This window comes from Rhodococcus sp. T7 (assembly GCF_009872365.1).
Lineage (GTDB): Bacteria > Actinomycetota > Actinomycetes > Mycobacteriales > Mycobacteriaceae > Rhodococcus_F.
In genome coordinates this window covers 1-20,846 of sequence record NZ_WXYH01000010.1, presented here as the reverse complement: position 1 = coordinate 20,846, position 20,846 = coordinate 1, and the positions used below count along the sequence as shown (strand labels likewise).

The following is a 20,846-nucleotide window of genomic DNA, read 5'->3' as shown; positions in this document are numbered from 1 at the left end:
GCTACTAACCGAGGCGACCCAGGATGGCATTTTGGCGGTCGGCATCGAGGCAATCGTCCACGCCGTCGAGTCGGAGATCCGGGCCTTCGCCTGCGACGATCCTCCCGCACGCGACGAGCGCGGCAATGTCCGAGGAGCACATCCGTCGCCTTGACGACGGTGCCGCGACGCGCGAGAGACGTCCTGCGTGACGAGAAGGTGCCGGGTTGCGGCGCACTCTTTCCAACGACGGCGAATATCGGAGGAAAAGGATGCGCAACGTACGACTTCACCTGATAGGCGGCTTCGAGCTAAGTTTCGACGGTGGTGCGCCGATTGTCCTTCAGCCGGTCCTTCAGCGCCTGTTGGCGTTCGTGGCGCTCATGCCTCGCGGGGTCGAGCGGGAGTTCGCAGCGCTCCAGCTCTGGCCGGATAACTCCGAGGAACGCGCCCGGGCCAGCCTTCGTTCAGCTTTGTGGCGGCTCCATCGGCTGCCCGTCGAGGTCCTGGTCGCCACCTCGACACGACTTCGCCTGGCCGACCATGTGTGGGTCGACGCACGACACGGGGTCGAGGAGCTTGCACTCGACCAGCTAGGCAGTCCTCTCATGTTCCAGTCGCTGCTAGCGGACCTCTTACCAGATTGGTATGACGACTGGCTGACGATCGAACGCGAGCGGCTACGGCAGTTGACCCTGCATGCGCTCGAGTCGCGAGCGCGGAATGCTTTGGCCGCGCTCGACCTCTCGACTGCGATCGACTTGTCGCTCACGGCGATTTCGATTGATCCGTTACGGGAGAGCGCGCACCGGTTACTCATCGAGGCGCACCTCGCCGAGGGGAACGCGGGAGACGCTAGGCGCATGCTCGACGGCTACCGAGAAAGGATCGCCCTCGACCCCGGCCTGACCCCGTCACCGGAGCTCGAGGCGCTCGTCCGACAACGGCGAGCGGCGATGTCAGCCACGGGAGTGTAGATCGTCTGCTGAGGTGAATCCGACGAGCTGGCTGAGCGCGTGCGACGGCAAGACACCGAGGTCGTCCCGGAGGAGCCGGCGGAAAATCACAAACTGACGTCGAGCGTCGGCGACGTTGCCCTCGGCGAGGTGCGCCTCGATGAGCGCACGCTGCGCGCTCTCGCGCAAGGGATCAGCGGACACTGCCGAAAGACCCGCCTCGACAGCTTCAGCATAGCGACCACTGAGTCGTAGCTGAGTGGCGAGGGCCTCGATGGCATGGATCCGAAGCTGGCGCAGCCATTCGCGCTTGAAGAGGATCCAGTCGTCCTCCCAATCCGGCAACAAGTCGCGCGAGAGCACGTCGAGGATGGTCGCGCCGACCGCACACTCGGAGCTGTCACCGGCAGAGCCGCCGGGGTCGAGAAGCTTGCGGGCTTCTTCCACAACGCGTGTGACATCGACGGTGACGTGCGCTGCGAGACCAAGCTTCTTGGTTTGGGTCGTGATAACCCGCTCCCTGGTCGCACGGAACTTCCACAGGGCGTTGCGCAGGTTCGCTGCCGCCCGTTCCTCGGTGACGTCGAGCCACAGTGCAGACGCGACTGTAATCCTCGGCTGGGAGCGGCCGCCTAAAGCGAGGTAGGCGACGACCCGTTGAGCGCTCCAAGCCACATCGACTTGCGCGCCGTCGACGACGAGCTCGAAGCCGCCGAGAAGGCCCAGGCGGACTTGCGGCGGGCGGAGAAATGCCATGGCATCGGTACTGTCTTCTGCTGATCTCAGGCCCGTCACTACTCTGCGTCCCTTTCAGATTCCAGCCGACTCGTAGATGGCATGGAGGAGGCGTCAGCGGGTAACTGCCGGTCAGCATGTAGACGGTCCTCAACGCGTCGTGTGGGCCTGACGAACGGTTCGACACCTCGGACGAGTGGTTTCGGGGAACCCCGAGAGCGCCAACCACCTTCGTCGAGGATTACAACAGCGGCCCGTTCTGGTGAAAGGTCCAGTTGCAACCTCACTTCGACACCCACAGTGGATGAAGAACTCGCGCGCACCTTGGATGTTTCGAACGGGGTTCGCCCACCACCATGTGGATTTCTTCGTCGCCGGAAGGCGCTGCTTTCACAATCGAGGACACTACTGACCCAAGGCATTTGGTTCTTCTCCTCGCGGGTCTTGAGTAATCACCTGTTGTCCTGAGAAGTCGAGGTCACGAGTACTGGACCACTTACTCCCTTGCATGCCGCTCACACCCATACCCACAGTCGTATCGCTGGACCTACGCTGCTAATGCCAGCGCAAGACAAAGCGTGCGCATGCCGGGGTGTTGTCCGGCGAAGACTCTGTTGCCTCGATCTAGAACGCTGACCAGCCGCCTGAAGACAAAGTCATGTGTGGCAGGCCGACAAATCACGACTGGTCTGTTTCCATTTTCGCCTTCCGTATCGTCGATGTCACCGGTGATTAGTCCCTCTAAACTCCTGGCGAAAAATCGAGGTTCGGAAACGGCTCGGCGAAATCGATGTATCTCGAACAGGTGGTTCGAGAACTGCCGGCGAGACGGCAGTGCGTGAGGACTCCAAGCCCGACAGTGTGCGCATAGCGCCTTGTCCGACGTGGGCGACCTTTTCTCGATCTCGTCGAGGACGAAGCCGACAAACTGATCGATCAAACTCTGGCGCTGCTCGGCTCCGACGGCAGAACCGACGCACCCACCGAGCCATGACTCAAGCGTCCGCGTGTCGTCTGCCGAATCTCGGTCCAGAATTTGGACCGTCCTCGGCCCACACTGGTATCTGCGCACTCGCGACTGAGTCGGCAGAGCGCATTCTTCGGGGGTCGCCTGCCAGGCGATCCCGGTCACCGGGGGGACCGCCCGATGACACTGAGCAGCACCGCATTGGTCGCGGCGCGACGCGGCACCAGGTTTACGAACTGGCGACCGGATGTCACCGCAAAGAAGTCAGCGGTGGAGCGGACAATCGTGTCGACCCAGCGCTCTTCACCGTCTTCGCGATCCACCGCGTCGGTGTGCAAGACGGAGCGGAAGATTTCGGTGACGCGTCGCTCGGTCACCCACCGAGGGAGGTCTGCCGACTCCACTTCCTGAAGCTGGCGTAACAGCAGGCGCTCGGGGATGAACCCGTCGGAACCCATCACCCCAGGCGCATTGACCGCATCCGGTGATGGCCACGGAAACTCGATCATGTTCTGCTCCGCTGGCTGACCGTGCGGCGGCAAGTTCTGGCCATCGCCGTGGTACGGCTCCTTCTGTTTGCCCGCCGCTGCCCAGGGCAGCGTCCTGTTGTAACCGTCGAATTTGCTCTGGCTCAACTTCCACAGCAATGTGTCGCGCTCTGCCGCCTCAACGGCTTTCCCAAGTGCAACATCGGTCTCGGTCAGGCGGCGGAGCAGGTCTCCCGGGGCGGCCCAGCCGATGAACGTGTGCGGCCGGTTAGGAGTGGCGCAAGTGAAGACGATGGCGCGCGGATACCCGAGACGTTGAGCGCCTGCGGCGAGCATGAGCAAACGGGTCTCCCACCAGGCCTGGCCTTCGCGAAGGTCTGCCACGACGACATCGTTACCGACCGCCTCCCGGAGCGAGTCGATGATGGTATTGCCGGAGCTGTCTTGAACCTGGCCAGGCGCAGTTCCAAGGTTGTTCGCCAGGAGGCTTCGGGCGCCGACCGCGCCTCGTTCGGTAACGACCTCTTGCACGGCCGCGAAGGCCAACTTCACGCCGGCTGCCTCGACCGATCCAACGCCGGACAGGATGACGAGTAGGACCGGCGCTAGGCCGACGATCACCGCGAGCAGCAAGGCGAGGGGCGGCACGTCGGTCTCGTCTTTGCCGTTCCAGCGATGCAGCCACACCACGACCGCCACGCAGATGGGCACCAGAACGGCACTCAAGATGTAGGCCGTACGCCGATCAAATGGCCAAAACCGATGGGTCATCTCAACTCCACTCCAACCATTCCTGCGCTACGTCAGGTGCCCTGGCAACGCGAACGCGCCATGAAACGCTTCCGCACCCCCGGCGGAGCCCAACGATTCCTGTCCATATTCAGTCAGATTTCGCCCGCCTTTCCGGCCCCGACGACACCGTCTGGCCGCCACCGTCGATAGCACCGAAATGGCCGACCGCCTCGCCATCTGGAATCAAGTCACCGGCACCGCCGGCATTCCGCCGCAGCCTGACCTGAGCGAGGACGGCAACCGGCCCCACCACACTCCGGCGCGCCGCCAGCCAACAACGAGCCCGTCAAGTTGACAGCGCCACGGCGACGTTTCCGAAGCGGGCGTGGCAGCAGTGCTCCGCCAGGTGGATCCCGGCGTGATCTTCACCCTTCTGCTTTCTTCCGCGGATCCTCGTCGGGATGCCTGGCCATGACCCCTTCCATCATCGTCACCGCCGAGTCTCGCTCTGCCTGAAGCTTCATCTTGCCCGCCGCGCCGATGTGCGCGCCGAGTAACGTTCCCACCAGGGTGCCGGTAATTCCGGTGAACAGCGCGGTTACGGCAGTCAGGTCCTTCCCGTCTGTCATCCCTTGCGAATACAGCACCAGGGTGACTACTGCGGCAATTAGAAGTCCGAACAATGCAAGGACAAGGGCGGGAAGTGTTTGCTTTGCGTCTTCGAGCACATCGAGGCTCCGTTCCGTCGTCGGATGGCACATTCTCAACAGCTCCGCTCGCGGCACGGACCACGGCAGATCAAGCCGTTGCTGCCAAGGAGTGAGCATGCGACCGTACAGCCCAGAGAAGGCTGAATCCCCCGGTGACCGCACGGCGTACCGCGCGTGGCGCCTGCAGGCTTAATCAAAACAGATCATCAACACAGATGCCCGCAGCCTGCAACCGCTGTTCGTACAATCCGAATCGCTCCGCTCTCCTAGCTCGAAGAACGTCCAGTTCCACTCCGCATCCGCATCTTTTAAGTAGATCCATAAGTTTCTTCTCAGTGTCTATCTGGCTACCCGATCCGTTCCCATCCCAAAATTCTATGCGGTTCGCGGGTTTAATAAGCGCGCGAGTGACAGCCCTTATATAAGCCTTGTACGCAAGCGAAGAATTATCGAACTGCAAGGATTCCTGGTATGTGTTGTGGTCGATGTAGTACGCAAGAAACATGTTATTGTTAACCAACTCGCATCGATACAGGGGCATATCGGAATGCAAGTACACATTCGTACGCACGCTCTTTCGAATATCGAAGAATGTAACCAGCGATATGAAGATGTCATCGGTGAGCTCCGCGACCTTCCCTCTAATGTCAGGGACGCGATTGGGCTCCCGCTCTTCATACAGACGGGCGTACTCCTCGACGACGTCACGTTTGGTCGGATCCAGAATAAACATTGAGATCTGCAAAGACTCAAACTCCGGGTGGCCGGACCCTTTTTGGAGCCGAAAAGCCGCGAAATTCGCGCTGTCACCCTTGTAGTAGTAGAAGCGGTTGTGATCGACGGCTGACCCCCTCAACGCATCAACGAATGCATCACGAAAAGTGCGTGAAGGAGTGCTCGAGCCCGGGAATACCGCGACAGGCAAGGACTCGATGAAGAATTTATGGAACTGGGCGTGCGAGTCTTCAATGAGTTCTTGAAGTTGCTTGCGGCTTTCCTCCCCGCTGCTGAGACGATCAGTTCGTTCTTTTAACTGATCGATAAGAATATACGTGACACCTAGAGCGATTGCTGATGCGATCAGCGATGCACCAACAGATTGCCATACGGGTCCCCAACCGGGCGCAACCAGCAGGCCAACTGCTATGAAACCTGCCCCGACAAGGAACAGGAGGCCGAACGCGGTCTTCCGATGAGTTTCAATTGATCGATAGAGCAATTGAAGAGGATTGTCTTCCATCTTCCCACCACTCCGAAGTGATTGTCTCCGCAGTCCTGACTATCCGCCTCAACAGTACAGACCGCAAGGTCTCATGACGGGCCGGTCGCCCACGTCGCAACCGACCGCCCAACTGCGCTACCCATGGTTGTTCTTAAGTGACGGCGTGGGCGCTTTTCGGTGCCGTCAGTGTCGCAGCCCCACGCCGCTTATCCACTTCGCTGAAGCAGAACCCGTGTTCGGCGAGCCAGGTGCGTGTGCGGCGGGCGTTCGCGTCGCCGTCGGCGGACATCAGCACGATCAATGCCCGTAGCACCGACCTCTGCGGTGTGCTCCCCGCCCGCACCCAACCACCGAGCACCTTGCGGTCGTTGCCCGTCAGCACCACCTGATATGGGCTGGCCATCACCATGATGCACCATCCGCCGGAGAACAACTTGGATCGCTCACGACACATACATCACGCCGGCCACAGCAATCCCCGAGGCAGCGACACGCCGGCCGCCACGAAAGTCATGACGATCGGGGCACCATCACACATATGCCGACACCACCGGAATCGACGAAGAGTGGATCAGTCCGCGGACGCCCCCACCGCGGGCGGCACCAGGTTTCAGCTGCCGGTGTACGGGCTGTTCGCGCGGTCCCTCGCGGCGGGCGGCCGGGTCGACGCCCGGTACTGGTTCATCAGCACCAAGGGCAGGTTCGAGGAGATCGGGTACGAAGTCACCGACGCCGTGCTCGACACGCTGCGCGCGGACCTCGAGTTCGTGCACCGGTCCATCACCTCGGGTCAGTTCCCACCGAAGCCGGGCGGCCGGTTCGACGAGATGACCACACTGCTCGGCCGGGAAGGCATGCAGCGATCCTGGCAGGCCCTGATCGCGGTGCCGGAGCTGGCCGAGTTCGTGGCCGTCCACACGGCGGAGACCGAGCCGTGACCGCGGCGGAGGAGCGGCTGGTCGACCAGCCGCAGCGTGACCGCATCGAATACGAGACCGCGTCGAGTCTGTTCGTGGAGGCCGGCGCCGGCAGCGGGAAGACGCATTCTCTGGTGAGCCGGATCTGCCACCTGGTTCTGCACGACGGTGTGGAGCTGGACCGCATTGCCGCGATCACCTTCACCGAGAAGGCGGCGGCGGAGTTGCGCGAACGGGTGCGCGCCCGGCTCTCCGACAGCGACGAATCGGACCGGCGTAACGCGGCGCTCGGGCAGGTCGACACCGCCGCCATCGGGACCCTGCACGCGTTCGCGGCGCGGATCGTCGGGGAGCATCCCCTCGAGGCGGGGGTACCGCCGCGGATCCGGGTGGTCGACGCGAAGGGCTCGCAACTGGCGTTCGAGCGGCGCTGGCAGCGGATGCGCTCCGAGCTGTTCCCCGACGACGCCGACAGCGAGATCGGGCAGGCGATGACGGTGATCGTCACCGCCGGAGCGTCCCTCGACCAGGTCCGCGATCTCGCCGACCGACTGGACCGGCACTGGGATCGGCTCACCGCCCCCGAGCAAGTGCCCGGCATGCCGGCCCCGGAACTCGATGCGGTGCTGCGCCAGGCCGACCTACTGCTGGACTGCCTCGACGACTGCACCGACCACGACGACAAGTTCGCCCAGCGACTCCACCTGGTCCGGGAGTGGCGCGAGAGGCTCGCCGCCGCCCGCGGCACCGACGACTGGGTGACGGTGGCGTCGGCGTGCCCGACCGTCGGTCAGGGCGGTGTGGGGAAGAACTGGGCAGGCGGCCCGGGGAGGGTCAAGGAACTCAAGCAACAACTCAAGGATCTCGGTGCGGACGCCGCCGGGCGGTGCGAACAGTACTGGGCGGCGGCGCTGGCGATCGTGGTCGCCGAGATCACCCGCGCCGTGCTGGACGCGGCCCGCACCCGCAAGCGCAGCGGGGAGCTGGAATTCCACGACCTGCTGGTCTACGCCCGCAACATTCTCGCCGACGACGCGGTGCAGCGGACGCTGCACGAGAAGTATCAGCGGATCCTGCTCGACGAGTTCCAGGACACCGATCCCCTGCAGCTCGAGATCGCCGGGCGCATCGTCGCCGGCGCCGAGGGACGGCTGTTCACCGTGGGCGATCCCAAGCAGTCGATCTACCGGTTCCGCCGCGCCGACATCGCCACCTACATGGCCGCCCGCGACGCGCAGAACCCCGACGCCATCGTCCGGCTGACCACCAACTTCCGTTCCACCCGACCGGTGCTCGACTGGGTGAACACCGTCTTCGGCCGGTTGATCACACCGGAGCGTCACATCCAGCCCGAGCACACCCCGCTGGACCCGGCGCCGGGCCGGCCGCAGTGGAACACCGAGTGGGGACCGGGACCGTTCGTGTTCGCCAGCACGCCAGCCGACTCCGACGCCCGGCCCGCCGCCGAAGCGCTGCGCGCGTCCGAAGCCCGCGACGTGGCCCGCGTCATCGCCACCGCCCTCGAGAAAACCTGGCACAAGGAGGTCGGCGGCCACGGTGGTTTCGAACACGTGCCCATCACTCTGAGCGACATCTGCATCCTCATCCCGGCCCGCACCTGCCTGCCGTTCCTGGAGAAGGCACTCGACCACGCCGGCATCGAGTACCGGGCGGAGGCCTCCTCCCTGGTGTACTCGACCCAGGAAATCCACGACCTCCTGCTCACCGCGCGGGCGTTGGCGAACCTGGCGGACGAGGCGGCCCTGGTCGCGGCGCTGCGAACCCCGCTGTTCGGGTGCGGCGACGACGATCTGCTGCGGTGGAAGACCGCGGGCGGGCGGTGGCTGCTGCACGCCGACACACCCGACGGACTCGCGGATTCGCCGATCGCCGAAGCGCTCACATACCTGCGGAATGTGTGGCTGGACCTCGCCGGCATGAGTCCGGGACAACTGTTGAGCCGGTTGGCGACCGAGCGGCGGGTGTTCGAGGTGTCGACGGATTCGCCGCGGCACCGGGACGTGTGGCGGCGGCTGCGGTTCGTGATCGACCAGGCGCACGCCTGGTACAGCGCCGACGGGGGCGATCTGCGCGACTACCTGGCCTGGGCGGCAACCCAGCAGGACGAGAACGCCCGCGTCACCGAGGCGGTGCTCCCGGAGGTCGGCGTCAACGCGGTGCGGATCATGACCATGCACGCGGCCAAGGGGCTGCAATTCCCGATGGTGGTGCTCGCGGGAATGAGCGGCGGCTTCCGCAACACCGCCGAGGCCGCGCTGTGGGACACCGACGGCCAACTCCATGTGCACCTGTCCAAGAACGTGAAGTCACCCGGATTTCGGACGGTGTCCGCGACCGAGACCGCGCACACCCGCGCCGAGCGGGTCCGGTTGCTCTATGTGGCGTGCACTCGGGCGGAGAGCTTCCTGGCCGTGTCCGGGTACCAGCCGCCGCGGGGCGAGGGCTGGGGGACGATCCTGGCGCAGGGCATCGACGGGATGCCCAACACCACCCCGGAGCTGGTCGACCCGACCGCGCCGGACACCGACGCCGCCATCCCGGAGGCGGCTGGGGTGTCATGGCAACAGTGGTCGGCCGAGACCCTCACCGTGACAGCCGCTTCGGCAGTGCCCTCGTCGATCTCGGCCACCCACATCGTCCACGACGGGTCTGAGGTGAGCGCGTCGATCCTCGCCGACTATCGGGGCCGGGGTCTGATCCCCCCGGCTACGTCGGTGGAGACGGTGCGCGCGGCGACCGACGCGACCGAGAGCGGCACCGAGGTGGGCATCGCACTGCACGCGCTGCTCGAGTCGGTGGATCTCGCGGCGCCGCTCGACGCGCAGTTCGACGTCCGCGCCGCGGCTGCGGCCCGAGCGGCGGGATTACAGGACACGACCCGGTTCGTCGCCGTCGCCCGGTCGGCCTTGATGTCGGAACCGGTCAGACGTGCTGCGGTGCGGGAGCATTGGCGGGAGATGCCGCTCGCCGGAACCGTTCCGGGCGTCGACGTGATGGTCGAGGGCATTGCCGACGTGGTGGTCGAGGGCATCGCCGACCTGGTGTATCGGGACGATGACGGATCGCTGGTGATCGTGGACTACAAGACCGACCTCGGCGTGTCCACCCAGACACTCGACGCGTATTGGGCGCAGCTGTCGGTGTATGCGGACCTGCTGACCCGGGTGGCAGACGAACAGGTCAGCGCCCTGGTCCTGGTGTTCCTGCGAACAGGGGAAACCGAGGTACTGGAGCGACGATTTCGGTAAGGCCCCCCGGGTCTTGAGGCGTGCCCGTTTCATCGCTTATGTCACCGACCTCGATGCGATGCTGTTCAGACAGGGACAATGGTCGTTCTCGACCATTGATGTCTGCATTATGAGGTTCGTCCCGCGTCCACGAGCCGACCTCCAGGCAATGGCAGCACGGAATCCCCGTTACCGTCTTCACCTCCGCGGAGCTGCGGTCGCCATGTTCTGTATGACTTCTCGCCTCTGTCTTTCTTTCCAATGATCCGGGGCGATGTCATCCTGCCTGGGGTACGGTCGGGTTTTGACGTCACTCGCGTTGAGCGGGACGGCTCGGAAGCGAAGGGCCGGAGTGCCGCACGCCTGAGATCGGTCGGAGGCTTCATGTCGTTCGAGATGCCGATAACGATCGCGACGGCCCTGGATCGCATCCACCGTCGCGAGTACGTGCTGCCAGCCATCCAGCGCGAGTTCGTATGGAGCCGTGACAAGATCACGCGTCTGTTCGACAGTCTCATGCGCGGATACCCCATCGGGTCGTTCCTCATGTGGCATGTCGATGCCACCAAGGGGCGCATCCGGGCCGGGCACATGGGCGATCATCACGTGGGGAGGGCGGATCGGGCCGCCCGCCTGAGGATCATGCCGAGCGCGAGCGGGGACGCGCCGCGGGCGCTCATCGCCCGCACCAGGGCGTGGCCTCACCAGAATCGAGGCGGTGACGCTCGTCGCGGTCAGTCGACGTGGAGCCGGCCGGCGGTGCTCCACGCTGCCGTGAGTGCCGCATCGAGGGCACCGAGCGCCTGCCTGGCCTCGCGGACCTTGGCGGCGACGATCGCCGCGAGCGCATCGGGATGATCCGCCGGGCCGAGATCGTCGACCCGCAGTCCATGGTCGGCGTCGGGCCAGTTGCTCACCTGCCCCTGCAGCTGCACGAGTAGCTGGTCGAGTACCCGCACCATTTCCTCGAGCTCTCGGCGGTTCTGCTGGTACCCCGATGGATCACTCACACCCCGACTCCCCTCGTCTCGGTCACGACCAGTATCGCAAGACCACGCCCCTCGGGGCGAAGCGCACGTCCCGGCGACTCACCCGGAGCACGGGCGGTGACAGCATCGGGACACCCGGTGAAGGCCATAGGTGACGGTGTGCCATCATCTGCCCGGTGGCAGGCACAAAACACGGCGCCGGAGCGTTGACATGACACCGACCTCCGCGAAATGCCGGACGGATCCGGGCAAGACACGAACCGAGGCAAAAGCCATGGCCACCGACTACGACGCACCCCGAGTCACCAACCCCGACCACGAGCCACCGACGGACTCGCTCGACGAGCTCAAGGCCAGAAGGAACCAATCCCAATCCGCCGTCGCCGACGTCGAGGAGACGGACACCGCGGAGTCCTTCGAACTGCCCGGGGCCGACCTGTCCGGCGAGGAACTCACCGTCCGGGTGATCCCGAAGAAGGCGGACGAATTCACCTGCACGAGTTGTTTCCTCGTCCATCACCGCAGCCGCCTCGCCGACACCGCCGGCGGGCAGATGATCTGCCTGGACTGCGCCGGCTGAGCAAATCCCATCACAAGCTCGGGGTGTGTGCGGGTCTGGAGTACCCCACGGCGGAGCATGGCGCGGTTGATTCCGTGGGCCCGCTCCGGCCCGACCTCTGCCCGGGCAGGGTCCGGCTGCGGGTCGATCCCGGCGGATCCAGGTGCTCGATGATCAAGCCTGGGGTTTTCCTCGGAAGATGTTCCGGAAAAAGCTCGTGACGGCGTGAATCTTCTCCCTCGTCAAGTCGATGGCCTTGCGAAAAGATTCATTGTCGCCGGCGGGCATAACGATCTCCGTGTGGTCGAGGCAGGTAACCATGTCCGACACAGTGTGAACCAGAACCCGAGCATCCACCTCCGCATCCGAGGAACCGAAGGAGTCAGCAGCGGATCCCACTCGGGACACTGTCGGCGGCGTCGTGTTCGAGGCCACCAGCGCAGCTCGGCGTCGATACCGCCGGAACCAGGGTCACAGTGCGAAGTGAAGGTGGGCTTGTCCACGTCCGTACCTCGGGCGGTGAACAATTCGATGATGGTCCGGGGCCTGCCGTCGATACGGTCGGTGACAATCGCCGTTTTACCCGTTCCTTTCGCTGGTCAGACACGTCCGGGCAACTGCCGCACCGCCCCTGTTTCATCGACGGCGTACAGCGCGATGTTCAGAAGCTCGAGTACCCGTTGTGGTACGCGGGCCGCGGCTTCGACCGATTCGGGTTCGTCGCGGACGACCAGCGCGAATGTTGCGTGCGGGGCGTCGGTGGGCATCCGACTGAGGAGCTGACCGATGGCCGCGTTGACGTCCAATCCGGGTGTGGTGGTGGCGCCTTCGGCCTCGGCGTACAGCAGTTGCCCGTCACGTTCGGCCACCACATCGACGAACCCTGCATCGGTCCGAACCGTCCATCCTCGAGCTGCCAGCCAGGTCACGAACCCGTCCAGCACACGTACGTCATCGCCTCTCATGGAGACACGGTAAGCCGGGGGTGAGGAACGGCATGCCATCATCGCGATCTACGCGGCTCCGGCGAATCCGCCGCAACGGAGACGGAGCGAGTCGAGGGTGACGATCGAGAGAACCCACCGAGCCGGGCTGTCGTTGTCGGGGTGTCCGTTCGCCACAGCGAGGGCGTGCGACGACAACCACAGGTGGAACCGATAAGGGTCGAGGCACGAAGCTCATCCACGGTGAGGGCGCAACGCCCAATTGCTTCACCGCCGACTGGACATAGGTCCAGAATCCTGCGTGTCGAACACCGGCCGCGCCAATCAGCGACGAACCACCGTCTACGAAAGAATTTCGGCGGAAACTTCTGCGTGGGACATTGCGCCCGCGACGGCACGGGTGAACGATCGGGCCATGCAGAGGAGGCGTTGGCCGGCATTTATGCCGCCGACAACCGGCGGGTTCGACGTGCACGGACATCTCGCCCTCTCGACCGGCGAGCAGTTGACCCTCGACCTGCTCGCGGTGAGAGCCTTCCCGGAGGGTCTTCATCTGCGGATGGCCGTCACCGCGACGGGCAGGACCGCCACGGCCGCGCTCCACCAGACACGCGCACTGACCGACCCCGCGGACCTCTCGGCACAATGGTCGTATCTCGCCGTCCGGGTCCGAGTGGACGACTGTGACGCTGACGCCGACCCCTCCTTCCCCAAGCCGGACACGCAGGCGCGCAGCGGCGGGCTGGCGACCTACCGAACCGAACCGCACTATTGGATCGGAACTGTTCCCACCTGCGCATCTCTCATGTTCAGTGCAGGATGGCCGGAGATCGGGCTCGACACCGCAACGACCACCGTGTATCTCGAATCCCACACGGTCTCGCCCGACTGAGCCGTCACCGCGAGGCCGGGGTGCGGTTGAAGCGGCGACTGCCGGGTCCGTCGGGGTTCACGGGTTCGGTCGCCGATGCGGCCGAAACCGGCCACCATCCGCTCATGGTCGCGTCCACACCCTGTGGCCGGCATGTGAGTCTCCACCGCGCACGACCGCGCCTTTCCTATGGATCGCTACGAGGCTGACGGCCGTTTCACCGTCGCGTCGCACGACCCGGCAACGCCGGTCGAACGCACATGGCGATGAAAGCAGGGACAGGGCCCCACCACCCCCGACGACCGAGCGCCAGGCGGATGGGGTCCGGTCCTGACCCGAGTGCAGCCGGGTCGACAGGTCACGGTACGCGCAGTCGCGGCGTCCGGGCTCACTTGTTGCGCGGCGTGGCCCGGGGCCGGCGAATGGAAAGACCGGGCCGCCACGCAGACCCGCCGCTCATAGACGAAATGCGGGATTCGGCAGGAGCAGTGGGCTACGTGACCTTGACGCTCCCGGTGAAGAAGAACGGCGCCACGGTCCCGAAGCAGAAGACGCTCACGTTGGACCCCGACGCGAAGCCTCCGATCTTTCCGACGCCGGCCTTGAATCCGAAATTCGAGTCGAGCGCGAAGCAATTCCAGCTCTCCCCCGCCGGTACCGCAATGCTGATCTCACCTTTGCCGCCCGCGGTGACAGTGGGTGCGGCTGTCGCGGTACCGGCCCCCACGAGCATCACCGGGGCGATGACGGCCGAGGCAACAGCTGTGCGCAACGCGATCTTGTTCATCGTGCTCACCTTCGATTCTGAAAAAGTCCCGACTCCAATAGGGAGCGGTGACGCCGGCCCCACCAGGAAGCCGCGGATCGCGTGCACCGCGTACTTCGCATATCGCATCGACACTCGAAAAGTTTCACAAATATGGAAATCTTCTCGAATTCGAGTACTCGAACAACCGCCCAATTCAAGTGGACAATCGAACAATTCGGCTGTTATCCGATTAACCGGGTGCGAAGCAAATTACCGAGACCAACTTTCGGGAGGCCGCCTTTCGCCGTGTTCGTGTGCAGGCAGGTGTGTTCGGGTGCCTCGCTACGGCGGCCCGAAGGGATGTTGTCGGGTCACCCGCGGCCTGAGGTGGAGGTGCGAGCACCGTGTCCTTCGGCCACGAGCGATCGAGCGGCCCTCCTGCCGAAGGGGTTCAGACGACAGGAGGGCCTGACTGCCGCGTGTGGCCACCAGGCCCCGCGTGACAGCGTGCCCGACGGATACCCGCGAAATGGTGGGTTCACCCCTGAAGGCAGGTCGGCCCGACCCGCCCCAACTACCCAGCGGGGGGCAGGCACCTGCTTATGCTCCGGGGTGCCCCGAGAGGATTGAGGACACGCATGACCGAGAAGACGAGTAAACCGGAACCGGCGCCTGCTCCGCTGGCCGTGGGCGCCCGGATCCGGATGCGCCGCGATGCCGAACCTGTGTCGGGCGTGGTCATCGAGGACTTCGCCGAACTGACCGAGACCGACGAGCGCGGCCACGACTGGGCCCCGGTGCACCGCTGGGCGATCGCCCTCGACGACGGACGCCTGGCGTTCGTCGACACCAACGACCTCGAGGTCGAATCCGCGCCGACAAATCCGAAAACCGGATCGACCGACTGAGCACCGACACCTGCCCCAGACTCACAACAGTGAGCAGCGGCGTTCGGCAACTCGCCGCACCACATCGCGCACACCGTCGGCGGCAGCGGATTAACCGATCCTCGGTCCGTTCGAATCGACCGGGCCGGGTATATCAATCCCACGAGCACTGGAGGACAAGCACATGACAGGTATCGCGGACAAGTTCGACAAGGCCTACGAGACCCTTCCGATCGAAGAGCTCGCGCAGGCCCCGGTCGCCGCGCTTCAGGGTGTGAGCGAATCCGACGCCGAACACCTCGAGGCCGCATTCAACATCAAGACCGTGGCGGATCTGGGCACCAACAAATTCTTCCTCTGGGCGCAGGCCGTCGCCACACTGGCCGAATAGAGGCCACCACCACAGCCACCGACAAGGTCGGCCTGCTGCTACTTGACCGGCGAATACCCCCGCGGACCCCTCGACGGCTGCGGGGGTATTTCGTTGATGAGGACACCTCGGGATACGAGGATGTCACCACGTTCAGATTCCGAGACCACAGCACCGACTCCTCCCGACCGCAGGTCGAGGCCAGGACGGTGGCAGCCATCGAACTTCATTTCCGCCCCCCACGCGGGCACCGGCCCGAGATCCGGAGCTTTCCCGAGTTCATCGAATCGGCGCTATCGGAGAAAACTCACGGCTTCGACTACACCGAGGCGCTTCCGTACGCGCAGGCAGTCGACCAGTTCGGCAGTTAACGGCCTCCCCCTTACACACTACTTATTACAGGCTGTATTACCATACGTCAGACAGATGCGGGTACACTGGTCGCATGAGCACCATCAGCGTGCGCCTGGACGCACAAGAACAAAAAGCGTTGGAGTTCCTCACCGCGCACGTTGCCGAGGCCTCCACCCAGTCAGACGTGGTTCGAGCGGCGATACGCAGTTACGCGAAGGAAGTGGGCAAGCGGCAGCTCCGCGAGGAAGCCGATCGGCTTGCCTCCGATTCGGCAGACCTCGCCGAAATGCAGAGCGTGCTCGCCGACGCAGAGGCCGCGCGTGCTCAGAGGTGATATCTATCGACTGAAGCCGAACAAGAATGCAGTCGGGCGGGAACAACAAGGTGGCCGATTGTGCGTGATTCTCCAGAACGACGACCTGATGGCGTTGTCGACGGTCCTGGTCGCGCCGACGTCGACGTCGGCGCAGCATTCCTCGTTTCGGCACGTCATCGACGTCGACGGGACCGAGACACTCGTACTGGTCGAGCAGACGTTCGCGGCCGACAAGTCGCGTCTGGGTGAGCATGTCGGGCATCTGCTCCACGACGATTTGGTGGCGGTCGGAGCTGCACTGCAAACAGTGCTCGACCTCGGCTGAACCACACCAGGACTGAGCGAACCGATGGTGGGCGAAGTGGAACGCCAGTTCCGGATGTGCGGCCGCCCGTCCGGCTGACACATACCCTGCCAACACCATCGAATCTGTCACCGTCGGCCCCGGGCAGCTGCAACACCGCGGGGATCCCGCTTACCAGCTCCTCCCCGACGAAGGAACACTGGTAACCCTCGGCTGCGGGACTCCCCTGTACGCCAACGGCTACACCTGCACCCTGACCAACGGTTGCGAAGGCGTCGAGGTCGAGGCTGACCTCGACACCGTCCTTCTCCTGCCATAAGGGAAATATGGGAAACGTCGTTGACTACGCCGGTGTCTGCTCCCCCACAACCACGGCGGTGGCGCGGGCGGCCCGGATACGCGCAATGTCCTGGTGCCGGACCGCGGGCATGATCCCGGGCAGCAGCAGCACCCACATCTCATCGACCCGCCGCTCGAGATCACCGCAATCGGCAAGCACCTGCGAGACGGTCCGCACGCCGGTGAACGCGGCGATGACGAACCGCGCAAAGGCCGGCGGGTCGATGGAAGGCAGGAGGTCACCCTCGTCGATCGCGTCGGCGGTCAGAGCCTGACAGGCATCGATCCACCCCACCTACGGGCAGATCGGACTCCGGCCGTGCGTGCTGAGTCGACGGTAATGCGGATGCCGGCCCGCACGATCGGATCGGATCTGCCTCACCATTGCGTGGCTGAGCATCACCATCTTCTCCACCGCCGGCGCCCGCCGGGCACCGATGGTCTCCACCAGTGTGATCGAGACCCGAGGTTGCTCGGTGATGATGTGGTGGGCCAGGTCCTCCTGGGAGCGGAAATGAAAGTACAACCCGCCCTTGGTAACCCCGGCTCTGGCGACGATCTCGTCGAGGCCGGCGCCGTCAAATCCTCGTTCCTCGAACACCTCGGCGGCCGCGCGGACGATCTTCGCCCGCGTCGCCATCGCCCGTGCCTGGCGAGCCACACCCATCCCCTCCCCGCCCATCAAGAGGCCAACGGTCAACAATGCTGCACAACTCCACCACGAACCGGGAAACCACGACCAACACCCGACACCAAACCGCCGTCGCAGCACTCGACAGCCGGGCCGTGTCGTCCGGTACGCCCGATACGGTCCGCGCTATGACGACGACACCGAACATCACCCACCCGCGGCGCCCACGCGGCCGCTTCTTCGTCGGCATCGACTGCTGGACCGGCGAGGACCTCCCGCCCCGGTTGCTGTCCCGGACCGCGGCGCGGCTGCAGCTCGGCCACTTCCGTCGCCCGCACCAGACTCGCTGGTGGAAGGCACCGGCGCTGATTGTGTTCGCGGCCGCGGCGCTCGCGGTGCCACTCGCTGGCACCGTGGTACCGGCGGTGATCGACGATGGCCTCGCGCTGGGTGGCCAGCTCCTGGCGATCGATCTCGTGCTGGTCGGCGGTGATCGGTTACGCCTGCTCTGCGCTGCAACTGGCGATTCGCTCCCGCGCCTATATCCTCACCCGGTGGCGGCACCGGTTCCGGGTGATGTGGCTGGCCAGCAGCGACGGCGCTGTCGGTGCCGCGCTGACCGTCTACGCCCGCCGCGGCGGCGCGGTGACCTTCCACAACCATTTCCGGTGGCCCACCACACGGCCCCAAGATCCGCCGCTGGCCCGCCGACTGCGGGTCGAGCTCCTCGCTATCGCCGCCGAAGCCGACCAGGTCGTCATCACCTTCACCACAGACGAACACATCGCCACCGCGTACCGCAAGGACGGGTGGCGGGCACCCACCACCACCGAACGTAAGGACTACACGATCCCGATCAGGACGAAGCGAACCGGCGAACTCACACGCTGGGATCTGATCTTCGACCCCCGCGACGAACAATGCACAGCCGCCCTCACCGCTGCCAGAGCCGAACTCACTACCGTCCAGTGAATGCTCGCTGAACGAGCGGCTCGGCGATCAGGGCATGTGCCGTCTGCAAAGACCCGGCATTGTGGTGTACAAAAAGCCGCGATCCCGGCGGGGGTGATGCCAGCACCGCAGCTCAGCGCACTTTTTCGCACTCCCATCTGACCCATATAGCCCATATGGGTGGCACGGTCCCCGCGAGATGCTGGCCTCGGTCGAGCATCTCCGGTCGAAGTATCTTCAGCAATCGGGCCGAGAACTCGCATCAGCCGACGCGACCCCGCGAGCGCCGGATGAAGCGGTTCGCCTCACCCGGCAGGCGCAATGGTTCCTGTCCGCGTTCTCCGGCATCACGGGGCACTTCCAGCTGCGGCGACACATGCTGTCGGCATCCGACTGGCGTCGCGAGATGACCGCCCGCTTCGCGGTGTGGAACGAGATCACCGCGACCGCCACCGCTGCCTGAACAACGCACCCAGCCAACAATTTCCGGGCTGAGACGAACCCAAACCGCCTGCACCGCTGCGACTATCGCTCATGTTGACGATGCCCGTCAGCATGTCCCGGCGGGTCATTCCGCGGCCGTCGGCGGCTGCACCCACACCAACGGCGGAAGGTCCACAGCGTTTCGTCAGGCGGTCGGAATCGGCGGTGCTGGGCACCCGCAGCGACCAACCGGCCACGGGTAGGTCTCGAGCAACGCCGGTGACACGGGATTGTCCTCGGTAAGGGGCTGTGACCTGGGCCGAGGAACTGTGACTGGCGAATTTCGGGGGTGCCCGTCAGAGTTTCGGGGTTCAGCGGCAAGGACGCCGCGCGCTCTTTGCCAATGAATCTTGTTTGAACTGGCGTTCGCAGCAGTCGGTTATGCGGACATCCCGATTGAACGCAGTGAGGCCGATCGAGCCAGGTGGGTCGCGCCGTTGACGAGATCGCCTGGCCGCCAAGGCTCCCCTCGCAGATGAGATGATCTCGAACCGAGCAAACAGTGGCGAGACGTGCCTGGATAGGCAAGATTGATTGGCGAAAAGGAAGATCGCCTGTCACCGCACATGAGATTTGGCCACGCGGATGTCGCGGCCCTACATGAGCTTTAGGGGTCTCGCAGCCGGCGACATTCTGAGACGCCGCGACCTGCGTGTTTGTCGGTTGTCTCACGGTGTGGCCACCGTGATCTGTCTCAACTTCCTGGCCTTTCTCAGAAGACATTGCGATTGGGGCGGCCGGGCAGAGGCGGGCGAACAGGACGCCCTGATGCCAGAAGTCAGGAGTGATTGGGACACAACAGGCCTGGGTGTATTGTCCATCCGTGCCGTTCGAGCCAGCCAGGATCGGCACCGGTGGATCGTCGGCTGCCCGCCCGTGATCAGGGAGCCGCCGCCAACCCGGGAGCAGCTGATCCATCAGGACGTGACTGTCCTGATGGAGACCTGCCGCCAATCGAAACTTCCGCGGAAGTCGGGAGTTCCTCATCCGGGGGGTTTGCCTGATTCGACCTTAGCCTCAATCCGTGGATGGGTGATTCCGGCGCGGTTGGTGGTGGTTTCGGTTCTTCGGGCTGTCGGTGGGCGTGCCTGTTCCGCTGACCGGTGTCAGCTCATCCACGTTGTCGGAAGTCCTCAGGTCGGGCCGGGTGGCGGAACGGATGGGTCAGGCCGGTTGTGGTGGCCCGCTCGCCGATCCGATCACCCTGGACCACAGGATGTTCCACGGTTTCTGCCACGGCCAGTGGGCGGGCAGGTGCAGGACGGGTTTGCCGGCGGGCCGGGCGAACCGGGCGGGGACGTTGACCAGGTCACGACGCAGGGTGGCACCGCGGGCGACGGCATGATTGCCGTCGCAGACGGTGCCGGCGGCGCGGAGCAGGTTGTGCGCGATGGCCGCACAGATCACCCAGGCGCAGTTCGCCGGGAACCGTCCCGACGGGATGTGGGCGAGCGGTCCGTCGATCAGGTCCGCGAACACCGTTTCGACGATCGCGTGCTTGCGGTGGGTGATGTCGGCGTCGACGGTCGGCAGGTCGGAATTGGTGAGGAAGGGGTGATGACGCCACACCGGGAACAACCCGTCGAGGTGGTTGGCGTCCTTGACTCGGCGCACGATCAGGCGGGCGGTGACCTGGTGCCGTCCGGAGAACGCGGTGTACTCGACCTCGGCGACCTCGGCGTCGGAGATCAGCTCCCCGGTCTCGGGGTCGGTGACCGCACCGGGGTAGTGAATCGCCCTGGATCGAGTGGAGACTCCGGTTCAGGCCACCTCGGGGGTTGAGGCAGCCGGGGGACGCTGTTCACGATAGCGGGTCTCGTACCAGGTCGGTGAGAGATAGTCGATCGACGAGTGCAACCGGTCCGCGTTGAACCAGCGGACCCACTCGGCGGTTTCCCGCTCCACCTCGGCCCGACCGCTCCACGACGCGTCACGGTCGATCAGCTCGGTTTTATAGAGCCCGATCGTCGATTCCATCAACCCGTTGTCGAGGGCGTCCCCGACGCTGCCGATCGACCCGGCGATCCCCGAAGCGATCAACGCCTCGGTGAAGGCCAGCGACGTGTACTGGGCGGATTCAACCGGTCGTCGCAACACCGTGCCGTGAGGACGAGTGTACCTGTTCGGCAAACACTTCCGCTGGAGT

At 64.8% G+C, this 20,846-nt stretch carries 19 protein-coding genes and 6 pseudogenes; 14 read left to right on the top strand and 11 right to left on the bottom strand.

The window, feature by feature from the left end:
* Positions 1 to 206: 206 nt before the first annotated feature.
* Positions 207 to 956, top strand: coding sequence for an AfsR/SARP family transcriptional regulator (locus MLGJGCBP_RS01370; protein ID WP_160093778.1), 750 nt, complete (start codon positions 207 to 209; stop codon positions 954 to 956).
* Here MLGJGCBP_RS01370 and MLGJGCBP_RS01365 read toward each other — a convergent pair.
* Together MLGJGCBP_RS01365 and MLGJGCBP_RS01360 are read right to left on the bottom strand one after the other, a co-directional pair.
* On the bottom strand, positions 939 to 1,730 hold the full coding sequence (locus MLGJGCBP_RS01365; protein WP_160093777.1) for an AfsR/SARP family transcriptional regulator: 792 nt from the start codon (positions 1,728 to 1,730) through the stop codon (positions 939 to 941). The genes MLGJGCBP_RS01370 and MLGJGCBP_RS01365 overlap by 18 nt on opposite strands.
* A gap of 1,068 nt (positions 1,731 to 2,798) precedes the next feature.
* Positions 2,799 to 3,896, bottom strand: a complete 1,098-nt coding sequence (locus MLGJGCBP_RS01360) for a hypothetical protein (protein WP_160093776.1) — start codon at positions 3,894 to 3,896, stop codon at positions 2,799 to 2,801.
* A gap of 45 nt (positions 3,897 to 3,941) precedes the next feature.
* On the opposite strand from MLGJGCBP_RS01360, the pseudogene MLGJGCBP_RS54120 reads away from it, so the two are divergent.
* Positions 3,942 to 4,116 (top strand): annotated as a pseudogene (locus MLGJGCBP_RS54120) (IS6 family transposase); the annotation flags it as partial.
* Positions 4,117 to 4,282: 166 nt separating this feature from the next.
* Here the strand turns inward: MLGJGCBP_RS54120 and MLGJGCBP_RS01355 are convergent.
* From MLGJGCBP_RS01355 to MLGJGCBP_RS01345, 3 genes are all read right to left on the bottom strand, one after another.
* Positions 4,283 to 4,585, bottom strand: a complete 303-nt coding sequence (locus MLGJGCBP_RS01355) for a hypothetical protein (RefSeq protein WP_160093775.1) — start codon at positions 4,583 to 4,585, stop codon at positions 4,283 to 4,285.
* Between the two features lie 175 nt (positions 4,586 to 4,760).
* Positions 4,761 to 5,807: a hypothetical protein gene (locus MLGJGCBP_RS01350; RefSeq protein ID WP_160093774.1), complete on the bottom strand. Its 1,047-nt coding sequence runs from the start codon at positions 5,805 to 5,807 to the stop codon at positions 4,761 to 4,763.
* A gap of 133 nt (positions 5,808 to 5,940) precedes the next feature.
* Positions 5,941 to 6,192 (bottom strand): hypothetical protein, encoded by a 252-nt coding sequence (locus MLGJGCBP_RS01345; RefSeq protein WP_160093773.1) that lies wholly within the window; start codon positions 6,190 to 6,192, stop codon positions 5,941 to 5,943.
* A 163-nt stretch (positions 6,193 to 6,355) separates the two neighbouring features.
* Between MLGJGCBP_RS01345 and MLGJGCBP_RS51290 the strand changes: the two genes are divergently transcribed.
* The 3 genes and pseudogenes from MLGJGCBP_RS51290 to MLGJGCBP_RS53645 all read left to right on the top strand — a co-directional run.
* Positions 6,356 to 6,727 (top strand): hypothetical protein, encoded by a 372-nt coding sequence (locus MLGJGCBP_RS51290; protein WP_160093772.1) that lies wholly within the window; start codon positions 6,356 to 6,358, stop codon positions 6,725 to 6,727.
* The gene (locus MLGJGCBP_RS01335; protein ID WP_160093771.1) at positions 6,724 to 9,975 is read left to right on the top strand and encodes a UvrD-helicase domain-containing protein; all 3,252 of its coding nucleotides are present in this window, start codon (positions 6,724 to 6,726) and stop codon (positions 9,973 to 9,975) included. The genes MLGJGCBP_RS51290 and MLGJGCBP_RS01335 overlap by 4 nt, the downstream gene beginning before the upstream one ends.
* Before the next feature lie 240 nt (positions 9,976 to 10,215).
* Positions 10,216 to 10,509, top strand: a pseudogene (locus MLGJGCBP_RS53645) (DUF262 domain-containing protein); the annotation flags it as partial.
* Between the two features lie 179 nt (positions 10,510 to 10,688).
* On the opposite strand, the gene MLGJGCBP_RS51280 reads toward MLGJGCBP_RS53645, so the two are convergent.
* Complete coding sequence (locus MLGJGCBP_RS51280) at positions 10,689 to 10,964, bottom strand: hypothetical protein (protein WP_236580866.1); 276 nt, start codon at positions 10,962 to 10,964, stop codon at positions 10,689 to 10,691.
* Between the two features lie 253 nt (positions 10,965 to 11,217).
* On the opposite strand from MLGJGCBP_RS51280, the gene MLGJGCBP_RS01325 reads away from it, so the two are divergent.
* On the top strand, positions 11,218 to 11,523 hold the full coding sequence (locus MLGJGCBP_RS01325; protein WP_160093784.1) for a DUF4193 domain-containing protein: 306 nt from the start codon (positions 11,218 to 11,220) through the stop codon (positions 11,521 to 11,523).
* A 578-nt stretch (positions 11,524 to 12,101) separates the two neighbouring features.
* Here MLGJGCBP_RS01325 and MLGJGCBP_RS01320 read toward each other — a convergent pair.
* Positions 12,102 to 12,467, bottom strand: coding sequence for a hypothetical protein (locus tag MLGJGCBP_RS01320; protein WP_160093769.1), 366 nt, complete (start codon positions 12,465 to 12,467; stop codon positions 12,102 to 12,104).
* A 394-nt stretch (positions 12,468 to 12,861) separates the two neighbouring features.
* On the opposite strand from MLGJGCBP_RS01320, the gene MLGJGCBP_RS01315 reads away from it, so the two are divergent.
* Entirely contained in the window at positions 12,862 to 13,338 is a 477-nt protein-coding gene (locus tag MLGJGCBP_RS01315) for a hypothetical protein (protein WP_160093768.1), read from the top strand.
* A 472-nt stretch (positions 13,339 to 13,810) separates the two neighbouring features.
* On the opposite strand, the gene MLGJGCBP_RS01310 is transcribed toward MLGJGCBP_RS01315, so the two are convergent.
* Complete coding sequence (locus tag MLGJGCBP_RS01310) at positions 13,811 to 14,104, bottom strand: hypothetical protein (protein WP_160093767.1); 294 nt, start codon at positions 14,102 to 14,104, stop codon at positions 13,811 to 13,813.
* A gap of 599 nt (positions 14,105 to 14,703) precedes the next feature.
* On the opposite strand from MLGJGCBP_RS01310, the gene MLGJGCBP_RS01305 reads away from it, so the two are divergent.
* From MLGJGCBP_RS01305 to MLGJGCBP_RS01285, 5 genes are all read left to right on the top strand, one after another.
* Positions 14,704 to 14,973: a hypothetical protein gene (locus MLGJGCBP_RS01305; RefSeq protein ID WP_160093766.1), complete on the top strand. Its 270-nt coding sequence runs from the start codon at positions 14,704 to 14,706 to the stop codon at positions 14,971 to 14,973.
* 163 nt (positions 14,974 to 15,136) lie between these two features.
* A complete protein-coding gene (locus tag MLGJGCBP_RS01300; RefSeq protein WP_160093765.1) occupies positions 15,137 to 15,343 on the top strand; it encodes a hypothetical protein in 207 nt (68 codons plus the stop codon).
* A 188-nt stretch (positions 15,344 to 15,531) separates the two neighbouring features.
* A complete protein-coding gene (locus MLGJGCBP_RS01295; protein ID WP_160093764.1) occupies positions 15,532 to 15,693 on the top strand; it encodes a hypothetical protein in 162 nt (53 codons plus the stop codon).
* 74 nt (positions 15,694 to 15,767) lie between these two features.
* Entirely contained in the window at positions 15,768 to 16,010 is a 243-nt protein-coding gene (locus tag MLGJGCBP_RS01290; RefSeq protein WP_160093763.1) for a hypothetical protein, read from the top strand.
* Positions 15,997 to 16,317, top strand: coding sequence for a type II toxin-antitoxin system PemK/MazF family toxin (locus MLGJGCBP_RS01285; RefSeq protein WP_160093762.1), 321 nt, complete (start codon positions 15,997 to 15,999; stop codon positions 16,315 to 16,317). Before MLGJGCBP_RS01290 ends, MLGJGCBP_RS01285 begins: the two co-directional genes overlap by 14 nt.
* A 322-nt stretch (positions 16,318 to 16,639) precedes the next feature.
* Here the strand turns inward: MLGJGCBP_RS01285 and MLGJGCBP_RS01280 are convergent.
* A pseudogene (locus MLGJGCBP_RS01280) lies at positions 16,640 to 17,302 on the bottom strand (ScbR family autoregulator-binding transcription factor).
* A 399-nt stretch (positions 17,303 to 17,701) separates the two neighbouring features.
* Here MLGJGCBP_RS01280 and MLGJGCBP_RS01275 point away from each other — a divergent pair.
* Positions 17,702 to 18,238, top strand: coding sequence for a hypothetical protein (locus MLGJGCBP_RS01275; protein WP_236580864.1), 537 nt, complete (start codon positions 17,702 to 17,704; stop codon positions 18,236 to 18,238).
* A gap of 172 nt (positions 18,239 to 18,410) precedes the next feature.
* Positions 18,411 to 18,680 (top strand): annotated as a pseudogene (locus tag MLGJGCBP_RS01270) (IS6 family transposase); the annotation flags it as partial.
* Positions 18,681 to 19,864: 1,184 nt separating this feature from the next.
* Here MLGJGCBP_RS01270 and MLGJGCBP_RS01265 read toward each other — a convergent pair.
* Together MLGJGCBP_RS01265 and MLGJGCBP_RS01260 are read right to left on the bottom strand one after the other, a co-directional pair.
* A pseudogene (locus MLGJGCBP_RS01265) lies at positions 19,865 to 20,434 on the bottom strand (IS1380 family transposase); the annotation flags it as partial.
* Positions 20,435 to 20,461: 27 nt separating this feature from the next.
* Positions 20,462 to 20,773: pseudogene (locus MLGJGCBP_RS01260) on the bottom strand (integrase core domain-containing protein); the annotation flags it as partial.
* Positions 20,774 to 20,846: the final 73 nt, after the last annotated feature.